10 protein-coding genes are annotated in these 13,083 nt (G+C 63.0%); 7 read left to right on the top strand and 3 right to left on the bottom strand.

The genetic code is table 11. The features are described 5' to 3' along the window. Positions 1-463 precede the first annotated feature (463 nt). From IAE41_RS15515 to IAE41_RS15495, 5 genes are all read left to right on the top strand, one after another. A complete protein-coding gene (locus IAE41_RS15515; protein ID WP_200733726.1) occupies positions 464-667 on the top strand; it encodes a hypothetical protein in 204 nt (67 codons plus the stop codon). A 55-nt stretch (positions 668-722) separates the two neighbouring features. Further along, positions 723-1,385 carry a CPBP family intramembrane glutamic endopeptidase gene (locus tag IAE41_RS15510; RefSeq protein ID WP_234458625.1) on the top strand — a complete coding sequence of 221 codons (663 nt, stop codon included), beginning with the start codon at positions 723-725 and terminating at the stop codon, positions 1,383-1,385. A gap of 150 nt (positions 1,386-1,535) precedes the next feature. Next, on the top strand, positions 1,536-3,656 hold the full coding sequence (locus tag IAE41_RS15505; RefSeq protein WP_325167010.1) for a peptidase domain-containing ABC transporter: 2,121 nt from the start codon (positions 1,536-1,538) through the stop codon (positions 3,654-3,656). Beyond that, positions 3,653-4,897, top strand: a complete 1,245-nt coding sequence (locus IAE41_RS15500; protein ID WP_200733724.1) for an HlyD family efflux transporter periplasmic adaptor subunit — start codon at positions 3,653-3,655, stop codon at positions 4,895-4,897. The genes IAE41_RS15505 and IAE41_RS15500 overlap by 4 nt, the downstream gene beginning before the upstream one ends. 329 nt (positions 4,898-5,226) lie before the next feature. Continuing rightward, a complete protein-coding gene (locus IAE41_RS15495) occupies positions 5,227-7,236 on the top strand; it encodes an alpha/beta fold hydrolase (RefSeq protein WP_200733723.1) in 2,010 nt (669 codons plus the stop codon). Between the two features lie 20 nt (positions 7,237-7,256). On the opposite strand, the gene IAE41_RS15490 is transcribed toward IAE41_RS15495, so the two are convergent. After that, the gene (locus tag IAE41_RS15490) at positions 7,257-9,365 is read right to left on the bottom strand and encodes a TonB-dependent receptor (protein WP_325167009.1); all 2,109 of its coding nucleotides are present in this window, start codon (positions 9,363-9,365) and stop codon (positions 7,257-7,259) included. A gap of 212 nt (positions 9,366-9,577) precedes the next feature. Between IAE41_RS15490 and IAE41_RS15485 the strand changes: the two genes are divergently transcribed. Then, a complete protein-coding gene (locus IAE41_RS15485; protein ID WP_200733722.1) occupies positions 9,578-9,817 on the top strand; it encodes a hypothetical protein in 240 nt (79 codons plus the stop codon). A gap of 138 nt (positions 9,818-9,955) precedes the next feature. Continuing rightward, positions 9,956-10,813, top strand: coding sequence for an endonuclease/exonuclease/phosphatase family protein (locus IAE41_RS15480; RefSeq protein ID WP_200733721.1), 858 nt, complete (start codon positions 9,956-9,958; stop codon positions 10,811-10,813). 67 nt (positions 10,814-10,880) lie between these two features. Here the strand turns inward: IAE41_RS15480 and IAE41_RS15475 are convergent, their stop codons facing one another. Together IAE41_RS15475 and IAE41_RS15470 are read right to left on the bottom strand one after the other, a co-directional pair. Next, on the bottom strand, positions 10,881-12,302 hold the full coding sequence (locus IAE41_RS15475) for an efflux transporter outer membrane subunit (protein WP_108746495.1): 1,422 nt from the start codon (positions 12,300-12,302) through the stop codon (positions 10,881-10,883). Beyond that, on the bottom strand, positions 12,296-13,033 hold the full coding sequence (locus tag IAE41_RS15470) for an SDR family oxidoreductase (RefSeq protein WP_200733720.1): 738 nt from the start codon (positions 13,031-13,033) through the stop codon (positions 12,296-12,298). The genes IAE41_RS15475 and IAE41_RS15470 overlap by 7 nt, the downstream gene beginning before the upstream one ends. Positions 13,034-13,083 lie beyond the last annotated feature (50 nt).

The raw sequence follows: 13,083 nt of genomic DNA, 5'->3' as shown, positions 1-13,083 counted from the left end.
TTCATGCCCCGCGGGGCGTCTGCTCTTCGTTAGCTGGGAAGATCCAGCAACAGATGCCGCCTTTGTACACCACGGCATAGCTCAGCTGGAAAGTGACGTCTTTGCCCCCAATCGACCGGAGAACCTCACTGAAACACATGATCTCCGAAATCAATTCTGACCCAAGGCGCTCCTGCTAATTAGGCTGCAGAACAATTAGGTGTCGCCTTCGACCACATCCACCCAGCCGTCCAAACGAGGATTCAGTACTAAATTCGCTGCATCTCGAATCCCATCAAACATCGCAGAATTGGAACTCGCTTCATGTTCTGAAGCCATCGATGCGGGGATTTCAGACCATTTGCGGAAAATTGCACGTCTCGCCGGCGGCGTTGCGAAAAACGAAATCTCACAACACGCTTGACAGACCCAGAGGCGGATCGAAAGGATGACAATCCCAATAACGGGAAAACAAGGATTCAATATGCGCGAACTAAATGAATTTGAAGTTGCGGAGATTTCGGGTGGCTCGGGCGGCCTTCAATTCCAGATTGGCCAGAGCAGCGGCACTCACGTACGTGGGAACTTTGGGCAAATCGGAGAAATGGCGTACCGCTATGGCCGAGCCGCGCCCTTCAGTGGAATCGGCGCTGCGGGCATGGTCTGGAAGCACATCATGATGAAGTAATGCAGCAACTCAGGCCCCGACTTGAGTCGGGGCCTGGACCACGAGAACAACATTTTTGATCAACAAGATAGCGCACTGGAAGCCCCGCCCCATCGCAGATAACAGAATATTTGTAGCAGCCATCGCAATAGTAAGCGTTGGTGCAGCGCAAGGAATTCTGAACTCATTCGACGTTTTCGGATCAAAGGCGATCACCGAAATTCTCGCATTTTTTGCTTGCGCCTGGTTATTTCCCAATGAACCGCGCAGAAAATGGTCGCTTCGCCTGGGGGCCGGCTTGATAGCTACTGGATTACTACTTGGAGCAATCTGGGTACTTTTCATTGGCTTCCCCGGGAGATATGAAACCAACTTCACACCCTTGACAGAAATACCCCTGAGATTCTACGCATTGGGCCTGGTGACAAGCTGCATAGTAGCTCCACTATTTGAGGAGAAAGTTGTAAGACACCTCCTTCTTGATGGAGCCTCCTACTACTTTGGGAAGCTGGCTGCCACCATCGGGGTAAGCGCGCTATTCGCTGCAGTTCACGTCGACGCAATAGTGCCAGCCTTTCTCCTCTCGGTATTCCTCTGCGCTGGAACGCAATTTTTCAATCTAAACTCAGCACAGCGATCAATTATTCACGGCCTCGTCAATTTCTCCATGCTGCACTGGGTGATTTTCTATCCGACAATTCGTGATTTTCTTAAATCCACCCTTGGTTCACCACTTTGACGGCAGCAATTGATTGAAACTTAGAGAAATTGCACAGAAGCCCCTGGTCCAATGTTTGCACTTGCATGGCGAATTTTCCAGCTAATTTCGGACAACGCTCTCCTGCCGTCTTTACCCATCCCAACATCGCGCTTTCTGAGGACCTAGCTCATTGACGTTGTAATTCAGTCCGAGGCAACGGAATGCGGCCTTGCATGCTTGACCATGGTTGCATCACATCATGGCAACAAAATTGGACTGCGAGAACTCCGTCGCCGTCATTACCTCTCACTTAAAGGCGCCACCCTCACTCAGATTATTGAAGTTGGGGGCGCGCTCGGGTTTCGCTGCCGCCCCCTGCGCCTGGAAATGGAGCATTTGGACCAGCTGCATTTGCCCTGCATCGCTCACTGGGATCTCAACCACTTTGTTGTAATCAGCAAAGTTCACCGCAACGGCATCACCGTTCTGGATCCAGCCTATGGCAAGCGTAAGCTTTCCCTGCAGGAGGTCTCACGCCACTTCACCGGGATTGCTCTGGAGTTGCATCCAACTGCCAAGTTCCAGGTAACACCTCGCCCGCCGCCAGTCTCGCTCGCACAGCTGACAGGAAAGGTAGAGGGGCTTTGGCGAGCTCTTGGCCTACTGGTGCTATTGTCCGGTGCACTTCAGGTATTCGTCCTGATAGCACCGTTCTTCATGCAATGGACCGTAGATCAAGTGCTCGTCGCCTACGACAGAGACTTGCTGAGCGTGCTGGGTACAGGATTCGCTCTGGCACTTCTGCTGCAGGTATGTATTGGGCAGATTCGAGGCAGGGCGGTCATCTATCTATCAAATCGACTCGACCTGCAATGGAATGGCAACGTCTTCCGCCACCTCCAACGTCTGCCCTTGGACTATTTCGAGAAGCGCCATCTGGGTGATATCACGTCACGGATGGGAAGCATCCAAGTCATTCAGAGAACACTGACAACCAGCTTCGTAGAGGCACTCATCGACGGCCTCATGGCAGTCGTGACCTTGGGAATGATGCTGCTGTACAGCTTCAAGCTAGCGCTGGTCACGCTGCTCGCGGTTGTTCTCTATGCAATTGCACGTGCCTGTGCATTCCCTCCCCTGCGGCGAGGCACGGAAAAGCAACTGATCGCCGGGGCACGACAGGAGAGCCATCTTCTAGAGTCGATTCGGGGAGTGCAGTCGGTAAAAGTCGCTGGCCGCGAATCAGTTCGCCAAGCGGGCTACTTCAACCTCATGAACGAGACCGTCAATCAAGACGTTTGGCCCGCAAAGTTTGGGCTGAGCTTCAATGGCGCCAATCAATTGCTGTTTGGCCTGGAACGCATTGCAGTGATCTGGCTCGGGGCACTACTGGCCATGGAAAACGTGTTCTCCGTCGGCATGCTCATTGCTTACCTCGCCTACAAGGACCAGTTCTCGCAGCGCGTCGCAGCGTTGATCGACACATGGGTGGAGTTCCGCATGCTTCACCTTCACAGCGAGCGACTTTCCGACATTGTTCTCACCGAGCCAGAGCACGACACTTCCAACGGCAACGGCCTGTTGCCAGACGGACTCCGCATTGAGGTCGAGGGACTTGGCTTCCGCTACGCCCCTGGGGAGCCATGGGTGCTGAGGAACTGCAGCTTTGTGGTGGACGCCGGTGAGTCGGTCGCAATCATTGGCCCTTCGGGTTGCGGAAAGACTACGCTGGTCAAGATACTCCTTGGGCTCCTACAGCCGACCGAGGGTCAGGTCCGCATTGGCGGCGTGCCCCTATCAAGGACCAGCATAAGCGATTACCGCCGCATGATCGGAGCGGTGATGCAGGATGACCAGCTTTTCGCAGGAAGTGTCAGCGACAACATTGCCTTCGAAGATGATCACGTTGATGAAGCAAAAGTGCTTGAGGCGGCGCAGTTGGCTGCTGTGCATGACGACATCGCGGCCATGCCCATGGGCTACAACAGCCTGATCGGCGACATGGGAACGACTCTCTCTGGAGGCCAGAAACAAAGGGTGATCCTCGCTCGCGCCTTGTATCGCAAACCTCAATTGCTCTTCCTGGACGAGGCAACCAGCCACCTTGATGTTGAGCGCGAAAGACTGGTTAATGAGGCAGTAAAACGCCTTGAACTGACTCGGGTGATCATCGCCCATCGGCCGGAAACCATCGCCAGCGCCGACCGCGTGCTGATCATACAGGCGGGAGCGGTGGCGCAGATACTAACCCAGAACACGTCCAGCCCCCTGGCGCCGGAGCGAGGTGACGCAGCGGAGCTCACTGCATGAGCGGCCTCTTCCGCAAGGAGGCCCTTGATGCCCAGCGGCGGAGCTGGCTGGGCGGAATATCCCTCGTACAGCCACTCCGGTTCTGGCTTCTGGCGCTATTCGCAGCTATAGCTGCCGTAGGCATAATCAGCTTCTTCTGGATCGGCGAGTACTCGCGCAGATCGCGGGTTCCTGGTGAGCTTGTGCCCGATCTCGGGCTTTCCACGGTCGTCGCTCCATCTGCTGGAGTGGTTGCGAGACTGGACGTCGAAGAGGGGGATCATGTGCAACGCCAGGATGGGCTGCTGACGATCAACGTGCCTCGGGTAACGTCCTCGGGCCAGGACGCCGTATCAACATTGCTCGACGCACAACGCTCCCGCATAGCCAGTGTGGGTGCAATGAGCGAATTTCATGATAGACAGCTGGCAGCTCAACAGGATGGCGCCAAGACCCAGCGCTCTGCAATGTTGCGTGAGCTTTCGCAGATCGACGCGGAGATCCGTACCCGCGGCGAGCAGGTGAGAATCGCGCGCGAGACCCTCACCCGCTATCGGAGCGTCGAGGATGAGCGCTACGTAAGCCTGATTCAGATCAACCAGCAAGAGCAATCGATGCTTGAGGCGGTCAATGCGCAACAAGCCCTTCAACGCCAAGCAACCTCGATTCGGCGAAACCTGGCCGAACTGGAGCAGCGGCTTGCAGAGATTCCCCATCAAAGGCTATCCGCCAAGGCAGTGTCAGAGCGTGACCTAGCCGCGTTGAATCAGGAATTCATTCGGATGGAGGCCGACGGAGAGCTGCTCCTTCGAGCGCCGGTAACTGGGCTGGTGGCAAATCGACTCGTTGAGGCTGGCCAAGCGGTGCAGCCCGGGCAACCCATTCTCAGCCTGCTTCCCAAGGGGTCCGAGCTTCGAGCACAGCTGCTGGTGCCCAGTTCAGCCATAGGTTTCGTTAAATCAGGCGACCGGGTTCTGCTGCGCTACCAAGCCTATCCGCATCAGAAATTTGGAGCCCACGAAGGAACGGTCGTCCGCATCTCTCGCAGCGCATTGACGGAGAACCAAAAGGACGGCGACACGAAGCAGCCCCTATATCGAGTCCTAGTCTCTTTGGATCAGCAGGGAGTACTGGCATACGGGAAGATGGAGCCGCTTCGCCCTGGCATGCAGCTCGAGGCAGATATCATTGGGGAGCGTCGCAAGCTTTATGAATGGCTGCTGGAACCGCTGTACTCCGTGTCCGGAAGGCTGAAGGGTTAACATTCGATGGCTCGATTGGACCCGCGTCGATAGGCGGCTAGTCACCAGACCCGCAAGCAACTCCGGAATGGTTAGCTGCAACGCCCCGCCCGGCTGCCATCGGCTTTCCATATAGCCAATGGCGGCGCACAACAGCATCAGGAGGGAGGAGGAGCACGGGTTTCAAGCCAGCTCATCGCAGCCCTGCATTCATCCTGTTCACCCCAGTGTCACACGGAAATACCTGAATCGCCCGGCTGGGGGCACTTCCGCACTCAAAACCGCCCGCCCGCTATCTTCCGCCTTGACGCCCCGCCCGCTAGAGTGGCGCCACCGCGCCGGAGGATCGCATGGCAACCACGGGCTTCGGCGTCATCCGCCACACGACCCTTGTCTTCATCGCGCTGCTCCTGCTGAGCGGCTGCGCCACGCTGCGCCAGTTCGGCCCCTCGGTGCAGGTGGCCACGGTCACCCCGGGCCAGTACATCGCCCTCAAGCGCGGCGACATCCTCACCAGCGGCAGGCTCAGCGCGGCGACCATCGAGACGCTGCGGGTGGCGGGCCTGGACGAGACCAGCTGCGCCAAGCCCGGCCTCCCCTGCATCGAGGCGATGGAAGCGAGCATCGTGGTGCGCGAGGAGGACAAGCGCTCGGCGCTGGCCGAACTGTGGCTGCAGCAGGCGATGGCGATGCCCATGCCGAAGGCCCGGCGCGGCACGACGCCGGCGATGCTGGTGGCCGATCCCGGTTTCCAGCCACGGCTGGATGCGTGGATGCACGTCGCGCGGCAGGCCTATGCGTATCTCTTCTTCACCGAACGCACGGCCAACCAGCGCGGCTTCGAAGACCGCCAGACCCAGGTGCGCGACTACTACAACCTGGCCGTGCAGGAAGCTGCGGTGATGCTGTTCGATGCCTATTCCAGCCACCAGGTGGGCAACGACAGCGGCCGCTTGCGGCTGGGCCGCTGGACCTTCGTGCTGGCCCAGCCCGATACAGGCACCACACAGGACACGCGCGAGCCGATCGAGCTGGTCGCGGCCGCCTCGATGTCCTTCACCGGCACCCTGCGCAGCGTGCATCGCCGCGATGGCTTCGGCGCCGAACTGGTGGCGGTGATGGCCAACCCGGCCACGACCGGCCTGGCCGCTGCGGCGCATGCCGACCGCCCAGGCCAGGACGCCGCGCCACCCGAGCGCAGCTGGAGCGAGATGCCCTCGCCCTCGATGACGGTGCTGCTGCGTTTTTCCGGCGCCAACCTGTGGGAGATGCTGCACGACGACGAGCCGGAGCTGGAGATCCACGATCCGTACCAGATCGCGCAGGTGCAGCTGCATGGCGAGCAGGTGCCGCTGGCGGCCAACTTCACCGCCGGCTACGCGCTGTGGCTGGCCCGCTCCAACTTCAGCCGGCAATCGCTGCGCTCGCTGTTCGGCGGCAAGGGCGGCATCGACCGCCCGCATCTGTTCATGATGCAGCCCTACGACCCCAACCGCCGCGTGCTGCTGATGATCCACGGCCTGGCCAGCAGCCCCGAGGCCTGGGTGAACGTGGCCAACGAGTTGATGCGCGACGACGAGATCCGCAGCGATTTCCAGGTGTGGCAGTTCTACTATCCGACCAACATGCCGATCGCGCTCAGCCACGATGCGATCCGGCGCACGCTCGAGGACGTGATGCAACACTACGATCCCAGCGGCAAGGCCGTGGCCTCGCATGACATGGTGCTGGTCGGGCACAGCATGGGCGGGGTGATTTCGCGGCTGATGGTGTCTTCGTCCGGCGACCACCTGGTGGATACGCTGCTGGCCACGGCCCAGCTGAGCCCGGCGCAACGCGAACTGCTGCGCACCAAGGGCCCGCCGCTGCTGACCTTCCAGCCCGAACCGGAGATCTCGCGGGTGGTGTTCATCGCCACCCCGCACCGTGGCACCGACGTGGCCGGCACGCGCCTGGGCCGCTGGATCGGCCGCCTGGTGCGGCTGCCGCTGACCGTGCTGGAAGACGCCGCCAACGTCGCCAAGGAAGGCCACATCGACCGCGACGATGGCAAGCACGGTTACCAGATGAACAGCATCCAGAACCTCGACAAGGACGATCCGTTCGTGAAGGCGGTGGCCGATCTGCCGATGTCACCGCGGGTGCGCTACCACTCCATCATCGCGCGCGCCAGCGCCGACGGGCCACTGGAAAAAACCAACGACGGGCTGGTGCCCTACTGGAGCTCGCACCTGCCCAATGCGGTATCGGAAAAGGTGATCGTGTCCGGGCACAGCGTGCAGGAAGCCACGCCGGCGATTGTCGAGCTGCGGCGCATCCTGCACGAGGACATGCAGGCGCATGATGGCGGGCAGAAATAATCCTGCCCGCACGGCCCGCCTCAGAAATCCAGGCTGTACCCCAGCGTCACCGTCCGCCCACGCCCGGCGAAGTACCGCGCCGGTTCGATCAGCGCGCTCTGCGAGTAGTAGGTGATGTACTGGCGGTCGAGCAGGTTGGCGATGCCCAGGTTCACCTTGCCCTTGGCAAGCCGGTAGTCAACGCCAAGGTCGAACAGCGCGTAGCCGCTGAATTCCTTGGCGGCCTCGTCGAAGTTGCGGCTGAAGGCGTACTGCCCCTGCAGGAAGGTCGACAGCTCCGGCGTCCACTGCGCCGACCAGGTCGCGATGACGCGGTTCGGTGCGATGTTCAGGCCATCCAGGCGCGCGTCGAGCCGGCCATCTGCATTGCTGTCGTAGCGCCCGCGGGTCCAGGCATAGGACAGGCCCAGCCGGTGGGCATCATTCAACCGATAGCGCACGCTCGCATCGAGGCCCTCGATGGCGGTCTTTTCGCGGGCGAGCTGGAACGCGCCGTCGACCGCGATCACGCGCGTGCCGTACTCCGAGCGTGACTGGAATGCACTGGCCTCGGCTTCCCACGACGGCGAGCGGTAGCGCACGCCGATCTCGCTGTTGCGGGTCAGCAGCGGCTGCAGCGAACGCAGCGATTCCACGTTGGTGCCCGGCGTGTTGATCGAGCGCAGCACGCGGCCGACGTCGGGCATGCCGAAGCCTTCGGAATAGCTGGCGAAGGTGTTGAAGCGCTCGGTCGGCGCGTACACCAGGCCGATGTTGCGCAGGTTCTGCTGGAACTTCAGCTTGCCGCCCTGCACCGCCACGCGGTTGTAGCGGTACAGTGTGGTGTAGCTGTCGATGCGCAGGTCGGCCTCTTCGCGGCGCCAGCCACCCTGCACGGTCAGCTGCGGCAGCAGTTTGTAGTCGGCCTGCACGAAGCCGGCCACGCTGCTGTAGCGCGAATCGGGCACGTAGGTGCGGCCGGTGCCGTACAGGTCCTGCTTGCCGCTGTCGCGCAGCGTGTCCACGCCGGCGGTGATCTTCAGGTCGCCATCGAGCAGGTCATCGCGGCCCAGGCTGGTCTTGCTGCCCCACTTGGAGGCGGTCGAGCGCGACTGGTCGTACAACGTCCCGACCGGCGCGATGCGCGGGTCCTGGAAGGTGGACGAGTTGTCCGCGCCGAACAAGCCTTCGAACTCCTGGTTGAACACCATCGCCTTCAGCTCCATGCCGGCCAGGTCGTGATGGGTGTAGCTGAGGCCGGTGGTCCAGGCATCGTTCCAGGCCGGCGTACCCGGCGGTGTGCCGCGCACCGATGTGGTGGCAACGCCCAGATCGCGGTTGCCGGCAACCGGCACATACTCGGCCTTGGACTTGATGCGGTAGCGGTTGCTGCTGAACTGCAGCTCCTGGTTGTCGTCGATCCAGTAGCCCAGCTTGGCGTGCAGGTCGTAGGCACGGGTGGACATCAGGTCGCCCTGGGTGACGTCCACGCCGATCGGCGTGCCCTCGCCATCCACCCACAGGCCCTGGTCTTCATAGCCGGCGCCGACGAGGTAATCCCACTTTCCCTTGCTGCCGCTGATGCGGTAATCGGCGCGGTAGCCAGTGGTTTCACCGCGCACTTCAGAGGTCGGCAGCGTCGTCTGCACGCCGAAGTGCTGGTTGACCGCGCCCGGCTCCGGACGCCGGGTGATGAGGTTGATGGTGCCGCCGGTAGCGCCCAGGCCGTTCATGGCGTTGGCGCCCTGGATCACCTCGATGCGCTCGACCAGCGCGTAGTCGATCGTATGCGCCTCGCGGCCGGTGGGGCGCAGCGGGTTCGACTGCGGGATGCCATCGACCAGGATCAGCGGCGTGCGCCCGCGCAGGGTCTCGCCACTGCCATTCATCTTGCCGCGGCTGGGCGTGTACGACGGCAGCAGGCTGGACAGCACATCGGACGAATTGCTGCTGAGGCGCAGCTGCTGCTCGATCTGCTCCTTGCCGATGATCACCACCGTCTGCGGCGCGGTGGCGGCGTCCTGGCCGGTACGCGAGGCCGTTACGATGACCTTGTCCAGCGTCTGCGGCGCGGGCGGGGCCTGCTCGGCGTGGGCGTGGGCGCAGACCAGCAACGAAATGGCGACCGTCAGCCGCGAATATCTCAGCACGTGAACTCCTCTTGGGGGGAGGGCGTGGCGATATGGCTGGCCCGGAACAGGGGCGTATCTTTCCCGACGTGTCCGGATGCGTCAAATCGTGCCGCCCCAATCCATGCTGCCCTGCGACTACCCGCCCTGCCCGCCCCGTGATACACAGGTCCGGCGCATCTGCGCGATTGCAGAAAGCGCGTTCAACATCCCTGACATAAGGAGTGTGTTCGATGCTGCACAGGAAGATGCTTGCGTGTTCGTTCGGCGCCGTGCTGGCGCTGGCTGCGATGGCCCCCTCTGCACCGGTGCAGGCGGCCGAGCTCGTCGGGCTGGACGAGCAGTGTGTTCCCTTCCACGCCGGCTTCGGCGTGCACCAGCGTTGCACGTTGTATGCGATCTATGACGACGGCACCCGCGTCGAGCAGGATCACTACAACCGCGACGAGAACGGGATGATGTACGACCCCTGATCGCGCGTCCTGCGGTCTGCCGGGCGGTCCCAGCGTCCGCCCGGCCCTCGTCTCAGCCACCCATCCCGGCACACCCCCTGCCCTGCGTTCCGTGGCATGCTTCGTGAAACCGTTTTCATGGAATGGAGGGATTCCACGATGTTGTCGCGTCTTCGCCGGCCCGCACTTTGCGCGCTGCTGGCCCTTGCTCTGCCTGCCGCTGCCTGGGCAGCCCAACCGCCCGCCCCGCTGAAGGTGATGTCCTTCAACGTGCGCACCCCCGCCGATACCGAACCGGGCAAGCGCTGGGACGACCGTCGCGATGTGATGGTCAAGGTCATCCTCGATGCGCACCCGGCCGTGGTCGGCACCCAGGAACTGGTGCAGGAACAGGCCACCTACCTGGCCGCCCACCTGCCCGGCTACCGCTGGTTCGGCGAAGGCCGCCGCGGTGGCGAGGGCGATGAGCACATGGGCGTGTTCTACGACAGCAAGGTGCTGGCCATCGAGGAATCCGGCAACTTCTGGCTGTCCGATACCCCGGACGTGCCCGGCAGCATCACCTGGGGCAACCTGTACCCGCGCATGGTCACCTGGGCGCTGTTCCGCCGCCTCGATGATGGCCGCCGCTTCTACTTCATGGACACCCACCTGCCCTACCGCGACGAGGACGAGCCGCGCCGGATCAAGGGCGCCGAGCTGATCGCCAAGCGCCTGGATACGCTGCCCGCCGACCTGCCGGTGGTGCTGACCGGTGATTTCAACACCGAACCCGGCAGCGAGACCTACAAGGCCTTCACCCGCGTACTGCAGGACACCCGCACCCAAGTGAAGGCGCCGCAGGGCCCGCGCGAAACCTTCCACGATTTCACCGGCAAGGCCACCGTGCAGCTGGACTGGGTGCTGGTGCGCGGCTTCCATGCCCGCAGCTTCACCACCGACGACCGCCGCATCGGCGGCGTGCTGCCGTCGGACCACTTCCCGCTGGTGGTTGAGCTGGACTGGCCGAAGCGCTGACGGCCGCACACAACAAGGGGACGGATGCCTGCGCATCCGTCCCCTCGTCGTTGTTGCAGTCCTGCGGTTACTGCGCCTGCGCCACGCTCGGCGCCTGCGGCGACTGCCCCCAGCCGCCCAAGGCCTTGTAGACGCCCACCACGCTCACGTTGACCTCTGCCTCGGCCGCGGCCAGTGCATCGTCGGCGGCCAGCTGCGTGCGCTGCGCATCCAGCAGGGTCAGGAAGTCCTCCGAGCCCTCGCGGAAGCGGATCTGCGCCAGCGACTCGGCACGCCGTGCCGCCTGCGCCTGCTCGACCACGATGGCCAGCCGCGCCTGCTGCTTGGAGTAGCGGGTCAGCGCGTTCTCGGTGTCTTCCAGCGCCAGCAGCACGGCCTGTTCGTACTGCGCGGCCACGCCTTCGGCCTCGGCCTTGCTGGCACGCAGGCGTGCACGCACGGTGCCGAAATCGAACGCGGCCCAGCTCAGCGAGGGAGTCAGCGACCAGGCCTTGTTGTTGCCGTTGACCAGGCCGCTGGCATCGCCGCCGAGGAAGCCGACGAAACCGGACAGCGACAGCCGCGGGAACAGATCGGCCGTGGCCACGCCCACGCGTGCGGTGGCAGCGGCCAGGCGACGTTCGGCCACGCGCACGTCGGCACGCTGGCGCAGCAGTTCGCGGGTGTCACCCAGCGGCAGTGCCTTGGCAAAGGCCGGCACATCCTGCGGTGCCAGCATCGCGGTCAGCACTTCCGGGCGCTGGCCCAGCAGCACGGCCAGACGGTTGCGCGACTGTGCCTCGGACACTTCCAGCAGCGGGATGTCGGCCTCGATCGCCTTCAGGCGGGCGCGGCTGCTCTGCACATCCAGTTCGCTGCCGGCGCCCAGTTCCCAGCGCGCCTCGGTCAGCTTCTGCGTATCGCGCAGGTTTTCCAGCGTGTGCTGGGCCACCGCGATGCGCTTCTGCGTGCCGCGCAGCTCGAAGTAGTTGCGTGCGACTTCGGCGGCGACCAGCACCTGGGCATCGGCCAGGTTGGCCTGCTCGGCGCCGAGATCGGCGCGTGCGGCTTCTGCAGCGCGGCGCTTGCGGCCGAACAGATCCAGCTCCCAGCCGGCGTCGAAGCCGAGCTGGTAGCTTTCACTGAACACCCGCTGCCCACCCAGCTGCGGATCAGGTTGCTTGCGGCGATCGTAGCTGCCGCCAGCGGTGACATGCGGGGCCTGGTCGAAGCGGCTTTCGACGAACACCGCACGGGCCTGGCTGACGCGGGCCACAGCCACGCGCAGGTCCAGGTTCTCCGACAATGCGCCGTGCACCAGCTCTTCCAACACCGGATCATCGAACTGCGCCCACCAGCTGGCCACCGGCGAGGCGGTGCTGAACACCGCCTGCTGTGCGCCCTGCAGGACCACCGGCTCCTGCGCCGGGGCCTTGTAGTTGGGGCCGACGCTGACACACCCTGCCAGCACCAGGCTGGAGATGGCCATCGCCAACGTGCGGATCACCATGGCAGCACCTCACCCAGGTAGGTGAAGCTGCCGCTGGCACCGGCTTCGCCGATCAGCGCCATTTCCACGCTGGAGCGCGCGCCTTCGCTGATCTCGATCTCGCCGTTGCCACCGTTCATGTCGGTCTTCACGTAGCCCGGATGCACGGTGTTGACCTTGATCGGCGTGTTGCGCAGCTCGTACGCCAGCGACAGGGTCCAGCTGTTCACGGCCGCCTTGGACGCGTTGTACGCGGGAACCTTGAAATCGTAGATGCCCGAGTTCGGATCGGCATGCAGGGTCTGCGAGCCAAGCATGCTGGACACGTTGACGATGCGGCCGGACTTGGCCTGCTTGACCAGCGGCAGGAACGCCTGGGTGACCGCGACCAGCGCGTAGACGTTGGTGTCGAAGGTGCGGTGCCAAGTCTCCAGCGACTGCTCGGATGGCGCCTGCGCCGGGTTCTCGATCATGATGCCGGCGTTGTTGACCAGGATGTCCAGGCGGCCGTGGCGCTGGCGAACCTGCTCAACCGCTTCGGCGATGCTGGCAGCATCGATCACGTCCAGCTGGATGGCTTCCACCGGCAGGCCTTCGCCCTGCAGCAGCAGTGCCTGCTCCACCGCGGTCTCGCGCTTGCGGCCGGCCAGCAGCGTGTGCACGCCGGCCTGGGCCAGCTGGCGCACGGTTTCCAGGCCGATGCCACGGGTGGCGCCGGTGACCAGTGCAATCTTGTTCTGATGGGTGTTCATGGATTCACGCCTTGGTTTGGGGGAAGCGGTCGCCAGCCAATGCCGGCGAC

This window comes from Stenotrophomonas sp. S39 (genome assembly GCF_016624665.1).
In the GTDB taxonomy this organism is placed as follows: domain Bacteria; phylum Pseudomonadota; class Gammaproteobacteria; order Xanthomonadales; family Xanthomonadaceae; genus Stenotrophomonas.
The sequence above is the reverse complement of the archived record's forward strand: the minus strand, read 5'-3'. Positions and strand labels throughout refer to the sequence as shown.

What these genes read in the sequence shown, in the direction of transcription:
- IAE41_RS15515 (WP_200733726.1), top strand. Translation starts at nt 464, where the DNA reads ATGCGCGAACTAAATGAATTTGAAGTTGCGGAGATTTCGGGTGGCTCG.
- IAE41_RS15500 (WP_200733724.1), top strand. Translation starts at nt 3,653, where the DNA reads ATGAGCGGCCTCTTCCGCAAGGAGGCCCTTGATGCCCAGCGGCGGAGC.
- IAE41_RS15495 (WP_200733723.1), top strand. Translation starts at nt 5,227, where the DNA reads ATGGCAACCACGGGCTTCGGCGTCATCCGCCACACGACCCTTGTCTTC.
- IAE41_RS15485 (WP_200733722.1), top strand. Translation starts at nt 9,578, where the DNA reads ATGCTGCACAGGAAGATGCTTGCGTGTTCGTTCGGCGCCGTGCTGGCG.
- IAE41_RS15480 (WP_200733721.1), top strand. Translation starts at nt 9,956, where the DNA reads ATGTTGTCGCGTCTTCGCCGGCCCGCACTTTGCGCGCTGCTGGCCCTT.
- IAE41_RS15475 (WP_108746495.1), bottom strand. Translation starts at nt 12,302, where the DNA reads ATGGTGATCCGCACGTTGGCGATGGCCATCTCCAGCCTGGTGCTGGCA.
- IAE41_RS15470 (WP_200733720.1), bottom strand. Translation starts at nt 13,033, where the DNA reads ATGAACACCCATCAGAACAAGATTGCACTGGTCACCGGCGCCACCCGT.